At 59.5% G+C, this 17,188-nt stretch carries 13 protein-coding genes and 3 pseudogenes; 13 read left to right on the top strand and 3 right to left on the bottom strand.

The genetic code is table 11. The features are described 5' to 3' along the window. Nucleotides 1-73 precede the first annotated feature (73 nt). Both FJU08_RS21900 and FJU08_RS21895 read right to left on the bottom strand, forming a co-directional pair. Complete coding sequence (locus tag FJU08_RS21900) at nt 74-478, bottom strand: MarR family winged helix-turn-helix transcriptional regulator (RefSeq protein ID WP_210245301.1); 405 nt, start codon at nt 476-478, stop codon at nt 74-76. A 516-nt stretch (nt 479-994) separates the two neighbouring features. Beyond that, nucleotides 995-1,399, bottom strand: coding sequence for a winged helix-turn-helix transcriptional regulator (locus tag FJU08_RS21895; protein ID WP_141151176.1), 405 nt, complete (start codon nt 1,397-1,399; stop codon nt 995-997). Between the two features lie 256 nt (nt 1,400-1,655). Here FJU08_RS21895 and FJU08_RS21890 point away from each other — a divergent pair, with 256 nt between their 5' ends. Both FJU08_RS21890 and FJU08_RS21885 read left to right on the top strand, forming a co-directional pair. Continuing rightward, the gene (locus FJU08_RS21890; protein ID WP_210245300.1) at nt 1,656-2,531 is read left to right on the top strand and encodes a zinc-binding dehydrogenase; all 876 of its coding nucleotides are present in this window, start codon (nt 1,656-1,658) and stop codon (nt 2,529-2,531) included. Nucleotides 2,532-3,060: 529 nt separating this feature from the next. Further along, nucleotides 3,061-3,348: pseudogene (locus FJU08_RS21885) on the top strand (ISKra4 family transposase); the annotation flags it as partial. Nucleotides 3,349-3,446: 98 nt separating this feature from the next. Here the strand turns inward: FJU08_RS21885 and FJU08_RS21880 are convergent. Beyond that, entirely contained in the window at nt 3,447-4,175 is a 729-nt protein-coding gene (locus FJU08_RS21880) for a response regulator transcription factor (RefSeq protein ID WP_181409994.1), read from the bottom strand. An 81-nt stretch (nt 4,176-4,256) separates the two neighbouring features. On the opposite strand from FJU08_RS21880, the gene FJU08_RS23250 reads away from it, so the two are divergent. From FJU08_RS23250 to FJU08_RS21820, 11 genes and pseudogenes are all read left to right on the top strand, one after another. Beyond that, the gene (locus FJU08_RS23250) at nt 4,257-6,305 is read left to right on the top strand and encodes a sensor histidine kinase (protein ID WP_141151173.1); all 2,049 of its coding nucleotides are present in this window, start codon (nt 4,257-4,259) and stop codon (nt 6,303-6,305) included. Nucleotides 6,306-6,604: 299 nt separating this feature from the next. Beyond that, nucleotides 6,605-6,952 (top strand): hypothetical protein, encoded by a 348-nt coding sequence (locus tag FJU08_RS21870; protein ID WP_141151172.1) that lies wholly within the window; start codon nt 6,605-6,607, stop codon nt 6,950-6,952. Nucleotides 6,953-6,975: 23 nt separating this feature from the next. After that, nucleotides 6,976-7,368: a hypothetical protein gene (locus tag FJU08_RS21865; RefSeq protein ID WP_141151171.1), complete on the top strand. Its 393-nt coding sequence runs from the start codon at nt 6,976-6,978 to the stop codon at nt 7,366-7,368. Nucleotides 7,369-7,457: 89 nt separating this feature from the next. After that, entirely contained in the window at nt 7,458-7,646 is a 189-nt protein-coding gene (locus FJU08_RS21860) for a hypothetical protein (RefSeq protein ID WP_141151170.1), read from the top strand. A gap of 93 nt (nt 7,647-7,739) precedes the next feature. After that, on the top strand, nt 7,740-9,035 hold the full coding sequence (locus FJU08_RS21855) for an NHLP bacteriocin system secretion protein (protein WP_141151169.1): 1,296 nt from the start codon (nt 7,740-7,742) through the stop codon (nt 9,033-9,035). Nucleotides 9,036-9,051: 16 nt separating this feature from the next. Continuing rightward, the gene (locus FJU08_RS21850) at nt 9,052-11,235 is read left to right on the top strand and encodes an NHLP family bacteriocin export ABC transporter peptidase/permease/ATPase subunit (RefSeq protein ID WP_141151168.1); all 2,184 of its coding nucleotides are present in this window, start codon (nt 9,052-9,054) and stop codon (nt 11,233-11,235) included. Between the two features lie 11 nt (nt 11,236-11,246). Next, nucleotides 11,247-14,093, top strand: a complete 2,847-nt coding sequence (locus FJU08_RS21845) for an NHLP bacteriocin export ABC transporter permease/ATPase subunit (RefSeq protein WP_141151167.1) — start codon at nt 11,247-11,249, stop codon at nt 14,091-14,093. A gap of 310 nt (nt 14,094-14,403) precedes the next feature. Then, nucleotides 14,404-14,589, top strand: coding sequence for a RidA family protein (locus tag FJU08_RS23010; protein ID WP_210245299.1), 186 nt, complete (start codon nt 14,404-14,406; stop codon nt 14,587-14,589). 437 nt (nt 14,590-15,026) lie between these two features. After that, nucleotides 15,027-15,863, top strand: a pseudogene (locus FJU08_RS21830) (IS5 family transposase). A gap of 353 nt (nt 15,864-16,216) precedes the next feature. Next, nucleotides 16,217-16,746 (top strand): annotated as a pseudogene (locus tag FJU08_RS23350) (ATP-binding cassette domain-containing protein). 145 nt (nt 16,747-16,891) lie between these two features. Further along, a partial coding sequence (locus FJU08_RS21820; protein WP_235890939.1) for a plasmid pRiA4b ORF-3 family protein occupies nt 16,892-17,188 on the top strand: 297 nt, incomplete at its 3' end.

The following is a 17,188-nucleotide window of genomic DNA, read 5'->3' as shown; positions in this document are numbered from 1 at the left end:
TGACGATCGGTGGTGGAGGGCGCTGGCTTCCGGGCTTGTTCGAATTGCCCGCACCAGCGCGACACCGTGTGGTCTATCCGGACTCACCCAAACGTTTGATCAGGGCGGCCGCCTCCATGAGCGCCTCCTGTTCCTTGGGATCGAGCCTTGTCATCGCTTCCATCAGCCATTTCTGCTTGGCGGCTCCCCGCTTGCGCCGCGCCTCGATGCCGTCCGCTGTCAAAGCGAACAAGACCTGCCGGCCATCGCTCGGATGTCGATGACGTTCGACAAAACCCTCGCGCTCCAGTTCGGCAAGTGTTGCACCCATGGATTGCGGCTTCACCGCCTCTGCCCGGGCAAGATCGGCCGTTGTCATCGGCCCCGACTTTTCCAGCCGGGCGAGCGCCGCGGTCTGTGACCATGACAGACCGTCAGGATTGGTTTCGGCGCGCAGGCGGCGCAGCAGGAGGCCAACCGCCAGCGAAAGCTCGGTCACAGTGGTTTCTAGGGGCGGTGCGGTGTCGGAAGGTGTACTCATGAGGCTAGATATAAACATAACAGGAAAACTTGCAAGTCTAACTTCTTACTTTCTTAAACTTGATTGTCTGTCCAAGTTGTCCGGACGAGGACGAAGGACCGGAAGGTGCGCGTTTCAGCCGGGCCACCTCTGAAAATGCTACGACCGGTATGAATGTCAGCAGTGACAGGTCACACTGCAGCATCCGAGACGATGGCCGGACGGCAGGATTGGACCTTCAGCGTTAACTGAGACATGTCTGGTCAAGGTCAGGAAAGCCCCGCATTGCCAACCTTGGCATACCAAGCCGTGCTGCACGATGCCCTGAATGACCGGTTCGGCGCAGCCGCACCGCAGCGTTCACCCTTCTGGCGAAGGTCCGCAATGGGCCGTCTCTGCCGGGCAAGTCCGCTCACCTGTACATCCAGCACACCGCAGCGCCGCAGGTCTGCGACGAGCCCCAAACTCCCGCGAAGAACTTCCGCTCATTGCGGCCTACCTCATGTCCCCCGGATCGACGTAGTTTGCCCTTGTGCGGGCGATATCGTCCCGATTGATGCTCGCCCAGACCACGAGGGCCCGCAGCGGTTCTATGAGGGAGCACCCGCGTTCTGTCAGCTCGTATTCCACATGTGGCGGGACGGTGGGATAGGCACGGCGCTCAACGAGCCCGTCCTTCTGCAATCCGCGCAAGGTCCGCGTCAGCATCCTGTGCGATATGCCATCGATCGATCTGAGGAGCGCATTGAACCGCACGGGACCCTCGGTCAGGCCACCGATCACGAGGATCGTCCACTTGTTTCCTATCCGTTCGAGAATCTCTGCATTCGACAGACATCTCGCCTGCCCGTGTTCGCCGAGGTCCAAGAGAACTTGGGGCTTTCTTCCGACATTTGGCATAGGCGGCAATCCTTCCAATACGCACACGACTGTTCGTCATGACCACTCGGGACCATTCTTGCGCCAAGCATTACGAGATAACTATGTTCGTCAAGAACAATGAGTGCGTACCCGATGAGGCTGGTTCAGCCCCTTCGCAGGACGACGTCCACGGAAAGGATAGCCAGTGAAAATCGCTAGAATAGAAAGTTTCGGTAAGCCTCAAGGACTAGCCATTGCAAATGTCGACAACCCGTGCCCCGAGCCAGGGCAGGCCGTGATTGACGTTGAGGCGATCGGCGTGGGATCGCAGGACGCAATGATCCGCAGTGGCGCGCTGGCCGAATTCGGATATCGGGAGGGATTTGTTCCCGGGAGCGACGTCGTCGGGACGGTTTCGCAACTCGGCAGCGACGTTGAAGAAACCTGGCTTGGCCGAAGGGTTTGGGCCTTTGTTGGTCAAGGCGGATATGCCGAAAAGGTCTCCGCGCCGGTCCAGACGATGGTTCCCATTCCAGACGGGGTTTCCGCGCAGGATGCCGTGGCGGTCGGCGCCTCGGGGGTGGTTGCCCATTTCGGTCTGGCGCGTGGCGGCCTTGCAGCCGGACACAGCCTGATGATCAGAGGGGCCGGAGGGCCGATCGGGGTCATGGCAGTGCAACTGGCGCAGCTTGCCGGCGCCGCCGAGATCGCAGTCACGGCCTCGTCACCCGAGCGCAGCAAGCGCCTGATGGATCTCGGCGCAACGTCAGCGCTTGATCGAAGCGGCAGGGGCTACGGCAGCAGCGAGAATGCCTATGATGTCATTCTGGATGTCGCGGGCGGCCCCGATACCGGCACGTTCTTCTCACGGCTCGCGCCCAACGGCCGTATGGTGCTGGTTGGCGCCGTCGCCGGGATGCCGCCGGAAACCTTCGCGGCTCCCATGTTGAGCTCTTTTCAGCGTTCGCTCAGCTTTTCCACCTTGAGCGCAAATCCAACCACGGTCCCGGATGCCGACCGTCAACGTGTCGCGGACGGTCTTTTCCATGCCGTAGTTCACGGCCAGATACGCGCTGTTATTGCGGAAACCCTCGAACTGGAAGCAGTGGTCGAAGCGCATCGGCGTTTGGACAAGGGCGGACTGTTCGGCAAGATGGTCCTCATTCCCTGACAAGGGACGCTCGCGGGGCACATCGAGTCCCGTATCAGAGCCAGAGAATTCGTCCGCACCTGCGCACTACGAACGGCGGCTTCGTCCGCACTGCTGACCTTCACCCACGAAAAATGCCGCGCGATGCACGAATGTCCGCTTCGGTGACGCTGTGGTGCCGCATCGACGGTCGCTTAGAACGGCACGACTGGGCCGACAGCGACTATACGCCTCTCAAGTCCAAACGTCCTCTTCGCTATTTGGTGAGACCAAACCTGCCACTCGCCTTTCGGCCTCCCTTCCCGTCAGTCAGCAAAGCGCCCCCGCATTTCGGTCGTTCCGTGGTTCGCTACTAGGCACCAAAACCGGACACTCAGCAAATGCTGGCCCAATGACCAACACGTGGGACGACGGACAGATGTGCCCTGAGATCAGACCGCGCACTCATTTTGCACTCCGCCATCCTCTGATTTCAATAAATCCCTAGCTCGCCACGAAAGCTACTCGATCACGATGGCCCAACTACTCGAGCTTCAAGGCTTTGCGCAAATCCGCCGCCGAATTCGAAACCTACATTGTTAACAACGCCAGCATGATCCCGAACTATGCGGAACGGCGGCGTTATGGTGAACGTGTATCAACCGGTTTCGTCGAAAGCACCGTGAACACCGTCGTTGGCAAGCGCTTCAGCAAACGTCAGCAGATGCGATGGTCCAAACGGGGCGCTCATCTGATGCGTCAGACCCGCCCCCGAACGCTCGATGGAACGTTGCGCGCGAAATTCGAGCACTGGTATCCAAGTATGAAGCCCGGCAAAGAAAACAGAATGACAGCTTAGTTGCCCCACACTTTGCGGTGCTCTCTGGTTCTAGAGCGCCGCGCGAAAATTGCTGGCAAGCGCTCCGTCAGGGGGGGGCAGCACAGCGGCCGCCTGTCTCAGTGAATTTCCAGATCTGCGGCAAAGCTGATGCCGACGGAGCGGATTGTCTTCATCGGCAGATCGATATCGACCGATGCCGCCTTCTGTTTCAGTCGCTGGATGATGGCGTCGATACCGCGCGCTTCTGGACGGTCTTCAAATCCGAAAGCCTCTGACAGGGCAGTACGGCTGACCGGCTGTCCGCCAGCCTCTGCCAGAAGGATCAGAAGCTGCATTTCCCGCCCGGTCAGATCGATCTTCCGGTCGGCAGGGGAAATGAGCAAAAAGCCGCGCCGGTCCAGCTTCCATGCCGGGGCAGGCCTGTGCGATGTTACGGGTGTTTCGGGCAGGCGCCGGACGAGATTGCGGATCGCCAGCAGCAGTTCGTTTCCGTCCACAGGCTTGGTCATGTAGAGGTCTGCGCCTTCCTCATAGCCGCGGATGCGGTCGTCACGGCCTGTGCGGGCTGTCAGCATGATGATGCCCATGCGTTTGGCATCCGGGGCCAGCTCGCCGGCAAGTTCAAAGCCGTTGCAGTCGGGAAGGTTCACATCCAGTATGACGATATCGAAAGTGGCGTTGCGCAGCGCCCTGTAAAACTCCAGCCCCGACGCCGCTTCCGTGACGGCATTTCCGCGCAATCGCAGATATTCGGCTAGGCTCTGGCAGAGATCCCGATCATCCTCCACAAGCAGAATGCGGATCATCGACTTCGCATCGCTGTCGTCATATTCGTGCGGCTGCATCGCATCTGTCATCGTTATCAGTATTGATTTTCGGCATATTTTTGAGGAACAATAGTGCAGTCGTCAAGGAGCGCAGACCGCATGTCAAACGGGGCCGACCGGTTTTGGACGAATTTTCGCCACTTTTCGGTCCCGGCATTTACCGTTTTTCTGGCGGTGATCATCCTGGCTGCCGGAACGGGTCTGGTGCCGGCTGCAGCTGAACCGCCTTTGCCGGATCCGGAGGTCTCCGTTCTCGCCGGCACCCCGGCGGACCTCACCCTGCAGGATCTACTGGAAGATCCCGGAAAATTTCCGTTTGTGTCGTCCCCGAAGGATCGCATTTCGGCGCATTTCAGTTCTGACCCCGCCTGGATGAAGGTGCATATCGCCGCTCGGGAGACCGCCCGCATTCTGATGTCGCTAACGCCGAGCTTCATCGATCTGGTTGATGTTTATGTGGCCGATGATGCACCCGGCCTGACGGCCGATGATTTCAGCCATATTGCGCTTGGGGCGCGACGGCCGCTGGCGGAAAACGGCTATTCAGGGCTCGATGAGGTCGTTCCGCTCGAACTTCACGCCGGTGACACGAAAGTCATCTATATCCGCGCCCAGGCAAGTGAAGTGACGCTGCTGCTTAACCTCAGGCTTTTCCGGCCCGTCGCCCATGTCATCCATAATGCCTATGTCAGTACGATTGGCGGCGTCGTGCTTGGCAGCATGCTGCTGCTGTTTGTCGCCCAGCTGTTGCTGTTTCAGGTCAATCGTGACCAGCTCTATCTCTATCTGGCGCTCAGCACCGTTAGCGCGGCAGCCTATCATCTGAGCAATCTTGGCTATTCGCGGCTGCTTCTGTTTCCTGATGGCGGGCCGGGCAATGACATTTTTCTGGCGTTCTTTTCCTCCTTCGGTCTCGTTGTCGGCACAATCACGACAAGGCAGGTCTTTGAACTGCGTGATCGCAGGCACTGGATGTACTGGTTCTGCATTGCCGGTCTGGCGGTTGGTGCCGTCTGCACGCTTGCGGTTTTCGCCGGGCTGAACCTCTATTTCGCGCCGATCCGCAACCTGACGGTCCAGATTTTCGTGACGGTGACGGCCTGCTACAGCCTTTTCACGCTCAAGCGTGGCGACAGCGCGTCCTATATCAGGGCTGCAGCCTATCTTGTGCTGTGGTTCGGACTGACCGTCACGCTGCTCTACTACTGGAACCTGCCATGGCTGCCGGAGGCGGCATCCAAGGGCTATGCCACGGCCTGCCTGGTTGAGGCGCTGCTTCTGACGGTCATGCTGAACTGGCGACTGCGCCTTGCCTATCGCCTGAATACGGCGCTTCAGGCCGAGGCTCTTGCGGCGGCACGTGGTGCGGAACAACGGGCGGTTGATCTGGCGCGGGCGCGAACTCTGGAGCTGGCAGAAGCGAAGCAGACGGCGGAGGCCGCGCTAGCTGCGGAAATGGAGCAAAAGAAAAGGCAGGTCCGTTTCATGGAGGTCATCTCCCATCAATATCGCACCCCGCTGGCCTCGGTGCGTTCCAATGTCGATACGATCGATCTGAGCCTGGCGCCGGACGACAGTGCCAACCGGCAGAGGATCGCCCGCATTCGGCGCGGGATTGCCCGTCTTGTCGAAGTGCTCGAGGTCAACCTGGAGCGTAGCCGTATTCAGGGCTCGGCGCTGGAGCCGCAGAAAGGCAGGATTCTGGCGGAAACATTGACGCTCGACATTGTGCGGCGCAGCCGCGATCTGATGCCGGATGCTGAAATCATCGTGTCCGTGAAGCCGCCGGTCCAGCAAGTGATGGTCGAGGTTGACGCGCATATGTTCGGGCTCGTGCTGATCAACCTTCTGGAAAATGCAGTGAAATATTCTGCGCCGACCGGCGGCAAACCCGTTGAACTTGTGGTTTCCTGCCGGGGTGATGCCGTGCTGTTTGCCGTCATGGATCAGGGGATCGGCATTCCCCGCAACGAGATCGACAAGGTGCTGGCGGCAAAGGTTCGTGGTTCCAATATCGACGAGATCGGCGGAACCGGACTCGGTCTGTCGCTGGTTTCGCGTATCATATCCGCCCATGGTGGCCGGCTTGATCTTGAAAGCATCGAGGGGCAAGGTACAACTGTCACCGTCTCTCTGCCAATAAAATAGCCTGTGCTCTTTGTCCTGAACCAAAAACACAGTCCGGATGTGTTGGAAATAGTTACATTTTGTTACGAAGCATTACTTAGTAACCTGTTAAATTTAGTTTATGATATTGTTTACGTTTGAATTTTGCAAAAATCAATATTATGTTTACTTGGTCAGCATGTCGGGCGGCATTTTCATCCCATGCCTTTGTCCGACGAGAGGACTGTCTTTCCGCAGGTGCCGCGATCTGGACGCGTTCACGTTCCGGGCGTCCGCATCATGAAAATTTGGCCGCGAGGCACAACCAGATGGAGATTGTCATGACCAGCAAGGACCAGCAGACCGGAGCCGCAAAGACCGATGAAACCGAAATCAGCGAACTGGGACCGGAAGCGTTGCAGGCTGCAGCCGGCGGCAGCGTCGGCGGTGACCTGAAGGATGCGGCCGACTGGGTGGCTGATCATCCCGCAGCCGCTGGCGGGGCCGCGGGTGCTGTCGCTGCAGGCGTCTTCATCGCACCCGCTGCTGCAGCCGGTGCGGTCACGGTGGCCATCGGCACAACAGCTATTGCTGCCGGTGCAGCGGCTGGCGCAGCTGTCGGTGAAGCCGCCGATGCAGCGGTTCACGGCGCCGAGGATGCCTATCACGAGATGAAGAAGATTTTTTGAAACTGGCAAGCCAGAGGGAATGAATGATCATGGAAAATGACGACAGGAAATTCGAGGCCGCAAAGGCTGATGAAACCGAAATCAGCGAGCTGGGCGCCGAAGAGTTGCAAAAGGCTGCTGGCGGCAGTCTCTGGGGCGATATCGAGGGTGCTGGTGAATGGGTCGGTCACGAGGTCGAAGCGCACCCTGTTGCCGCTGTTGCCACCGTCGCGGGCGCGGTGACGGGAATAGGCGCAATCGCCGATGTTGTGGCCGTGGCGGGGAGTGATGCCGCTGCCATGGCTGGCGTGGGTACGGGGGACCTGGTTGGCGGCGCGGTAGCCAAGACCGCTGCGTCAGTTTTCTCCGGCGGCGCCATTGCGGGTACCATCGATTCCATAGCCCATGTCATCAATGACAAGAAGGTCGGGTCCTGATCCCTCTGTCGCATTGAGGGCCGCCTGCCATGCCGGCCGGCGGCCCTGTCACAGCAGGACATCGAGACGTGTCATCGAAGGAGCGGGACATGAATGCGGGAAAGAGCAAGGCCGAAGCGGCCGATCATGAGGGGAAAGCTGCGCCTGAAGGTTTCCGGCAAACGCCAGAGCGTGCTTGGAGCGGCGACTTTCTCGACAATGTCTGGGTCAGTATCCGGGAGGACAGGGAAGATAGCCTTGACGCGGATGCCGGTCATATCGCCAGGGCGGTCAAGTGAGGCCTTTCATGCTTGCCCGGGCGTCATAGCCGCGGTCGATTTTAAAACCTGTCCGTGCTCTCCCGGGCGCAGGTTTAGAGATGCATTTGAAGAATGAAAGTGCCCAATCTCATGTCCAGTTCCCCAGCGGCGCCCCGGCAGGTCTATCGCGAATCCGCGCTCAGGCATCTCCAGACTCCCGAGAGCACAGACAGCTTGATGCGCGTCGTCGGACCAAGCGGCTGGATCGTGCTTGCGGCCATCACCATCGTTCTTGGCGGTGCCATCTACTGGGGCTTTTTCGGCACTGTGACGACCTTTGTTCAGGGCAAGGGCATTCTTGGCCCGGCCTTCGGAGAAACACGCGATTTCGTCGTGACCCATTCCGGTGTCTTGCAGAAATTGCCCCTCAAGCTCGGCGACACCGTCAAAAAGGGCGATCTCGTTGCCGCGGTGGAGATCGTTTCCGTTGCCCAGGACAAGCGCGAGGCAGACCGCACCCTCCGCTCCCTGAAAGACGAGCAGGCCTTGCTCCAGACCTATTGGAGCAGTCTTCTTCCCCAGCAGCTCGCTGATCTGAAGAAGAAGGAGGAAGATCTTACCAGGCAGGCGGAATGGGAACAGAAGCAGGTGGACAGCCGCCAGAAGATTCTGGATGGTTTCGAAAAAGCCAGCGAAAGCGGTGCGATTACCCCGCTGCGGCTCAATGAAGCGCGTGATTCCCTCATTCAGGCCTCATCGACGCTGGCCCAGACAAAACTCGACCTGGACCAGATCGCGGCGCAGCGGCTCGAACTCGACAATCGCAAGACAACGGCCTTTCAGACCATGAGTGACCGGCTGTTGCAGGCGGAGGAAAGCATTTCCGACCTTGAGGATACGTTGCAGAGCGGCGGCAAGGTCTATTCCGATATTGACGGTAAGGTTATCGACGTTGAAAGCAGTCTCGGTTCTTATGTGGAGCCGGGCTCTCCGCTGGTGACGGTTCAACCGGTTGACGAAAGCATTGATGGCGTCTTCTTTGCCAATCCGCTGCATGGCAAGAAGATCACGGCAGGTATGGAGGTCAATATCGCCCCCTCGACCGTGGAGGCGGCGCGGTTTGGCACGATAAGGGGCAAAGTTGCCTGGGTCAGCCAGGATCCCCAAAGCGACACCGCCGTCGAACGGCAGATCGGGAATGCTACACTGGCGAAATCCCTTACCGGCAATGTTGCTCCGATTGCCTTCGGTGTGATCCTCGACCGGGACAAGCAGGCGCCTTCGGGTTTCCAGTGGACGTCAGGTCATGGTCCTGACATGCAGATTCCAACCGGCACGCTTGCCGATGCCGATGTGGCGGTCGAGTCCGTTCCGCCGATCGTTCTCGTCATCCCTGCGATCAGACATCTGCTTGGCCTAGATCAGTAAAATGCGCGGAGGGGACATGAAGGACAAAGGGTTCCGCTGGCTGAGGGGCTGGCACATGCGTCACCATCAGACACCAACAATCCTGCAGATGGAGGCGGTTGAATGCGGGGCTGCCTGCCTTGCCATGGTGCTGGCCTATCACGGGCGCTGGGTTGCGCTGGAGCGCCTGCGCATCGAATGCGGCGTCTCGCGCAATGGCTCCAATGCCTGGAGCCTGATCGAGGCGGCGCGCCGTTTCGGCTGTGAGGCGAAAGGCTTCAAGGTTGGGCTGGAGAAGCTGCGGGATCTGACATTCCCGGCAATCATCTTCTGGCAGTTCAATCATTTCGTCGTTCTGGAGAAGGTCGGCCGCAAGGGCGCCGTCATCAATGACCCGGCCCAGGGCCGAAGGCGGATCAGCTGGGCCGAGATGGATCGTGATTTCACCGGCGTCGTCGTCACGATTGCACCCGGTCCTGATTTTACCACCGGCGGTCAGAAACCATCGGTCCTTCGTGAACTGAAACAGTTTTCACGCGGCACTGCGGCGCCTTTTGCCTTCATCCTGCTGGTCACGCTGCTTCTGGTCATTCCCGGCATTGTCATTCCAGCCCTCAGCAAGGTCTATGTTGATGACTTTCTCGTCGGTGGGCAGCGGGACTGGGTGCGGCCGCTGCTGACAGCCTATGTGGTCGCGGGCGGTTTGAGCATGCTGCTCAGTTTTTTGCAAAAACACTTTCTGATGCGCTTTTCCGCCAAGGTCAGCATCGGCATGACCCGTCAGCTGCTCTGGCGGCTTCTGCATCTGCCGATGGATTTTTTCAACCAGCGTTTCGCCGGTGATATTTCGAGCCGGCTCGGTTCGGCAGGACGTGTCGCCTCAATGGTGTCGGGCCCGCTGGCCTTCAGCATTGTCGGGATGATTTCCATTGTCGTGTACGGCGCATTGCTGTTTTCATACAGTGTGCCGCTCGCCTCACTGGTGGTCGGCATGGCGCTTGTGAACCTGCTCATGGCCCGTATTGTCTGGCTGCGGCTGGAAAATGCACGTCATCTGCTGGCCCGCAATGGTGCCGAGCAGGCATCATCGATCATGAGCGGCCTGTCGGCAATCGAAACGGTGAAAGCCGCCGGGCTGGAAGAGGATCTCTTCGCCCGGTGGGGCGGCCTTCAGGCGCAGCTCGTCTCGCTGTCTCAGACAATCGGTCGCCAGACCCAGCTTCTCGGCCTGCTGCCTGGCATCTGTTCTGCCCTTGGCAATATTGCAATTCTGGGGCTTGGCGCGCTGTTCGTACTCGATGGGCGGTTGACGGTTGGCGATCTGGTGGCGTTTCAGGTTCTGGCTGGCAGTTTCAACGGTCCCGTTTCCGGCCTGGTCGGGCTCGGTTCATCTCTGCAGACCACGCAGGTCGACCTCAACCGGCTCGATGACGTGCTCAATTATGGCGCTGCTGCCCATGCGGACAGGATAGCGGGGCCGGGAGGCGATCAGCGCAAGCTTGCCGGTTCGCTGGAGCTTCGCAATGTCACCTTCGGCTACAGCCGGCGCGAAGAGCCGCTGCTCAGGGATTTCTCGCTGATATTGCAGCCCGGCATGCGTGTTGCCCTAGTCGGTGCAAGCGGGTCCGGCAAATCGACGGTCGGCAGGCTGGTGTCCGGTCTGCACCAACCCTGGGAGGGGACGATTTTCTTCGACGGCCTTGCCGCTGACCAGATCGACAGGGCGAGGCTGACCGCTTCGCTGGGTGTTATCAGCCAGGATATTCACGTCTTCAGCGGCACCCTGCGCGACAATATCACGCTCTGGGATAGCTCAATTTCCGATCAGGCGATCCAGCGGGCGGTCAGCGATGCCTGCCTTGATCAGTTGCCGATGGTCTGTGATGCGGGGCTTGATGCTCCATTGTCGGAAGCCGGACGCAACTTGAGCGGCGGCGAGCGCCAGCGGCTGGAAATCGCCCGGGCGCTGTCCCGGGATCCGGCGCTGCTGATCATGGACGAGGCCACATCGGCGCTGGATCCCGTCACCGAACAGGCGGTTGACCTGAACCTCAGGCAGCGCGGTTGCGCCTGCCTCATCATCGCCCAGAGGTTGTCCACCATTCGTGACAGTGACGAAATCATCGTTCTCGACCGTGGACGGATTGTCCAGCGCGGAACCCACGACACCCTTGTTGCTGAGCAGGACGGCCCCTATGCGCGGCTTGTTGCGGCGCTGTGAGACCCCGGCCCATGGACCAGATCGAAAATCCGCTGCACGACCTGCCAATGGCGCTTCTTCAGGCCCGGGCGACAGCCCGGATGCCACGTGCAATACCGCTCGGCAGGGTTGACGGGGTCTTCCGGCTTGTCGCCGGGCAGGCCGATGTCTTTGCTGTCGATCCCAGGCGCGCAATCTACGGTCCGCTCAGCCATCTTTTCCGGCTTTCGAAGGGCGATGTGTTTGCCGGGCTGGCAGATATCGGGCACGCTGCCGATGGACCCGATATTCTCGTCATCCCCGCACCGGGATGCGGTATCGTTGCTGATGCGGCAGCGTCCCGATCGGATGAACTTGACCGCTGGACCGCAGGCCTGCTCGCTGCTGGCGACATCGCATTGCCGCCACGCGGCATCACGCTTCTGAAAGCCGGGCATCAGATTGCAATGCAGGAGGGGGCGGCCGTGTGTGCGGCAGCGCCGCTGCTCTGGCTTGAAACCGAGGATATGCTGACGGCCTGCAACGGCGGCCGGCTTGACGCCGGTCTGGTGCCGCTCACGCCCGATTTCTGGGTTCAGGCCCCGGGCCAGGTGGCGGCCCGTATTGTCGACAGTCAGGCCCTGGGCGAGGCCGGTATGCTGCATGCCGGCCGCAGGAGCGCGACTGCGCTTGCGCTGACCGGCATCGGCGCGGCGCTGCGGCGGGCTGAAAAACAGGCGGACGACGATGTTCACCGACGCGAGACGGCAACACAATTGCGCCTGGATGCCACAACCGGCGACGTTGCTGCGCTGCTGCACCGCAAGGCCAGACAGCCCGCCGGTGTACTGGAACCCGATGCATTGATGCGCTGTGCCGCCCGTGTTGCGGCGGCTGATGGGATCGAGCTTCATGCCGGAAGGCCGCTGCTGCAGGCACCGCGCGGCGAAGCCATTGCCGCGATTGCCCGGCTGAACCATGTTCGTGCCCGACGGGCCCGCCTGCCAGAGGGCTGGTGGCGCGGTGATTACGGTGCTTTTGTCGGCTTTTGCGCAGATGGTGCGCCGGTCTGCCTGCTGCCGGCACGTTTCGGCTACCGTGCCGTTGACGCCGATGGCCATGAGCGCCGGGTGGATGCCGCCTTCGCCGCCGGCCTTGTTCCGGAAGCCTATATTTTCTATCGCCCGATGCCGAATGGCAAGATGACCGCCCGTGCCCTGCTCGGCTTCGTGTTCAAGAACAATGGCCGGGCATTTGCGACCATTCTGATCGCATCGGCCTGTTCGGCACTGCTGGCGCTTCTGACACCACTCGTTTCCGGCCATATCTTCGATACGATCATCCCGAAGGCCGAATATGATCAGCTCAAACAGGTGACGATCGTGCTGGTGGCGGCGGCTAGCGCGACGCTTGGTTTCGGCATGGCACGCGCCCTTACGCAGCTCAGGCTGCGCGGCCGGGTCGACGCCGTCGTACAAAGCGCCGTCTGGGACCGGCTTTTGCGGCTGCCTGCCGGTTTTTTTCAACTTTATGAGGTGGGCGACCTGGCGAGCCGCGCCTCGGGAATCAATGCGCTGAGCCGGGCATTGAGCGGCTCGACCCTTTCCGCCCTGTTCAGCGGCCTGTTTTCTGTCGCAAGTCTCGCCATGATGCTTTATTACCAGCCCATGCTGGCTGTGATCGCCATCGGCTTTGTCGCTGTGGTGATTGTGATCAGCTGTGCCTTTGCCTATCTGCAACTCCTCTATCAGCGCGATCAATATGCGCTGAGCGGCAAACTGGCAGCCCGGACCTTTCAGTTCGTTTCCGCAATTGCGACGCTTAAGGTCAACGGTGCTGAACGGCTGGCCTATGCCGACTGGACCCAGCGCTTTGCCCGCGACATGCATTTCCGGCTGCGCTCCAATATCCTGAGCTATAGCGAAGGATTGCTGACCAGCGGTGTTCTCATTGTCTTCCATATCCTGGCGCTGGCCTTCTTCGCCTTCTATGCGGACAATGTTTCAACCGGAACCTTCATTGCGTTCAACACTGCCTTTGGGCAGTTTTACGGCGGCTTTTCCGGTTTCGCCGGTGCATTTGTCACGCTCATGTCGCTGAAACCGCTCTATGAGCGCACCGAGCCAATCCTGGCAGGAGAGCCTGAGATTTCAGGCGCAAGGACAGATCCTGGAGAGGTGACCGGGCGCATCGCCGTCAACCATGTGAGCTTTGCCTTTGAGGGGACTGAACGGCCAATCCTCGATGACGTCACCATGGAGATCCGCGCTGGCGAATTCGTTGCCGTCGTCGGTCCATCTGGAAGCGGAAAATCGACCTTGATGCGGCTTCTTCTGGGGTTTGTCACGCCGCAAAAGGGCGCTGTCACCTATGATGATCACGACCTGGCCAAGCTTGACCCGTCTGCGCTGCGCCGCCAGCTCGGCGTCGTGCTGCAGGACGGCAAGCTTCTGACCGGCAGTATCCGCGACAATATTACGGCCAACGGCATCTATGGCGAGGCAGAAATCTGGCAGGCTGTCATCGATTCCGGGCTGGAAGCCGATCTCAGGGCCATGCCCATGGGGCTGCAGACGCCGGTCGGAGAGGGGGCGGCGACATTTTCCGGCGGGCAGAAGCAGCGCCTCCTCATCGCCCGGGCGCTTGTGCGTAAACCGCGTATCGTTCTCTTCGATGAGGCCACCAGCGCGCTCGACAATATTACCCAAGCCCAGGTCAGTGCGGCACTTGAACGTATGAAAGCGACCCGCATCGTCATCGCGCACCGCCTGTCTACTATTCGCCACGCCGACAGGATCTATGTGCTGGATCGCGGGCGGATCGTGGAACAGGGCAGCTATGATACGCTGATTGAACAGGATGGCGCATTCGCCGCGCTGGCAAAACGTCAGTTGTCCTGATCGGCGACAAAGCTGCCTATGGTCAATGCCCGCACCAGGGGGGCATTGATAGGCGTATCGGCGGTGTCAACGCCGTCAATGTCTTTCGCCAGCGGCTGCGTGGCGCTGGTGAGCCGGTAATGAATGGAGCGTGCCTGCTTCCTGCATTCCGGCGATTTCCGTCTGCAGAAGGTCTCCGACAATGCGCGGTGGTTCGTACGGTCCTTTTATGCCGTTGCCGGGCGCCACGTCATCCCGGCACGTTTCTTGCGGTCATGCGCAACACGAGGGAATGCCGCATATGGCGCCCCGCAAGCAAGGATGGACTATCATGTCGCGCGTTGAAGACAGGCTGAGCGAACTCGGTATTACGCTGCCGCAATCCTCTCCGTCGCGGGCGAATTTCCTGCCCTACAAGCGGAGTGGAAATCTGGTCTTTCTCGCCTGCCAGATCTCGGAATGGAATGGTGTGCCCCGTTATTTCGGCCCGGTGTCGGAGGATTACGACCTGGCATAGGCAAAAATGGCGGCACAGATGTGCGCATGCAATCTGCTGTTCAATCTGCGCGAAGCAGCGGGATCTCTGGACAATGTCATTTCCATCCTCCGGTTGGGCGCCTATGTATCCGCCCCTGCCGGCTTTGCCGACAGCCCCAGGATAGCCGATGGCGCCTAGGCACTCTTCATCACGCTTTTCGGCGATGCCGGTCGCCATGCGCGTACCGCTGTCTGTGTTTCAAGCCTGCCCGCAAATGCTCTGGTCGAGGTAGATGCCATCGTTGAGATCGGCTGAGCCAAAGCTGTTTCTTGCCACCGGGGCCACCGGACACAGACTAAATATTATGCACGCCCAAAAATTGGTCATTAGAAAATCTAAGAGCCGGATTTAAAAGTTATTGAGTGATATCAGAAGGATGTGATTCAACCACCTCTGCCAAGAACGTGGAGGATTGCATGCCCTGGACTGATATCACCCGCCTGCAGCATAACCGTGATCGCCTTCGCTATCCAACCGATTTGACGGATCGTGAGTGGGCTGTAATTGCTCCACTGATACCGCCGGCCAAGCCCGGTGGGCGGCCACGGAAAACGAACATGAGGGAGGTGGTGAACGCGATCCTTTATATTGCGGGCAGCGGCAGCCAGTGGCGGGCCCTGCCGAAGGATTTTCCTCCGGTCTCCACGGTGCGAGGCTATTTCTATGGATGGCGCGATATCGGCCTTTGGCAGACCATCAACCATCTGCTTGTCTGCGCTACGCGCGAACTGGAGGGGCGCGAGGCCTCGCCCACGGCCGGTGTCATCGACAGCCAGAGTGTCAAGACCACTGAAAGTGGCAGGGTTTCGGGCTAAGATGCCGGCAAGAAGATCAAGGGCCGCAAGCGCCACATTATCACCGATACGCTCGGGCTGATGCTGTTCGCGTATGTCCATGCAGCCGATATCCAGGACCGTGACGGTGCGCCCAGTGTCCTGAAAGCCATCCGCCACCGTTTCCCCTGGTTGCGCTATGTCTTCGCAGATGGTGGTTATGCCGGGCAGAAGTTGCGAAAAGCGCTGCGCGGATGCGGCCAATGGAACCTTGAGATCATCAAGCGCTCCGACACAGCGAAAGGCTTTGAGGTTCTGCCCCGCCGATGGGTGGTTGAGCGCACCTTCGGCTGGTTCGGTCGATGCCGCCGACTGACCAAATATTGGGAAAAGTCCATCGCAAGCGCCACAGCATGGGTCAACATCGCAAGCATCAGGGTAATGACCAGACGCCTCGCACGATATTGTTTCCCATCATGAACTTTTGAATCCGGCTCTAATAGATTATCCTGATCACCCATTTTGCCGGTGATTTCGCATCCGCAACCTGCCGCTTCGTCTGCACAGCTGCTGGGCAATGTCTGCCAACGCATTTCTTGAGAAAGCGCTAACACGATCCCGCTCGGAGCCCCAGTTGAAATGCGGACAGGCGCCAATCGGCTCAGAAAACTCATAATATATTGAAGTATATTAATTAAATCATTTTGGCATACAGCTTGCTACGTCCCTTCTCGAAGGCAACCGGGTCGATCAAACCACGAATAGCCCGGGCCAGATGGAAGCAAATGTCCTACGCTGCACAGGCGTAATGCAGTGCAGAAAGCTGGGACTATATGGAGACGCGAAGGTATCCCGATGCCAAACTCCGCCTCGAAGACCTGTCGATGGTTTTCGAGACCAAGAGCGGTCCTTTCGAAGCGCTGGCTCCGGTCAATCTGGCGGTGGCGGCCGGTCGTTTCATCAGCCTGATCGGCCCATCCGGCTGCGGAAAATCGACCATTTTCAACATTGTCTCCAGCCGCCAAGCACGGGCCGGGTCTTGATTGATGGTGAGGATGCCACCGGGCAGATCGGCCGGGTCGGCTACATGCTGCAAAAGGACCTGCTGCTGCCGTGGCGCACGGTCCTCGACAATGTCATTCTGGTCATGCCGGTCAGGGAGGCGCGCGAACGGGCACGGCCTTATCTTGCGCGCTTCGACCTTGGCGGCTTCGAAAACCAGCATCCCGGCTCGCTTTCCGGCGGCATGCGTCTGCGCGCCGCCCTGCTGCGCACATTGCTGCTCGACAATGATGTCGTACTGCTCGACGAACCTTTCGAGAGTACCGCAAAGTGTGGGGCAATTGCGGTTTGGGATTTGTGATGCCAAGGGTTTGGGATGTCACCCGCGCTGCAAATCTACCAGATAAAAGTTCGCCTTCTCGGTATCAGCCCGATGGTCTGGCGGCGCGTTTTTGGTTCCGGCTTCGACAGCCCCACGCCAATTGCATGGCATTCTTCAGGTGGCGATGGGCTGGGAGGGCATCCATTTGTTTCTCTTCGATGTCCACGCGGTGAGATACGGTTCGTTTGATCTGAATGTTTCCAGCCCGGAAATTGCTCTGCAGACATTCGAACTGCGAGAGAATGAACGATTTTCATATGTATATGACATGGGCGACCATTGGGAGCACGAAATACGCGTTGAGAAGATAAGCGCACAGGCAGCAGTTAAACGTAAGCGCTGTCTCCGCCCCATGGGAGATCAGGTTGACTTGCTGAAGTTCCAGGGAAGGAGCTCATCGATCCTGGAGTTCGGGTGGCCA

Origin of the sequence: Martelella alba (assembly GCF_006516955.1) — a bacterium.
Classification (GTDB): Bacteria; Pseudomonadota; Alphaproteobacteria; order Rhizobiales; family Rhizobiaceae; genus Martelella; species Martelella alba.
The sequence above is the reverse complement of the archived record's forward strand: the minus strand, read 5'-3'. Positions and strand labels throughout refer to the sequence as shown.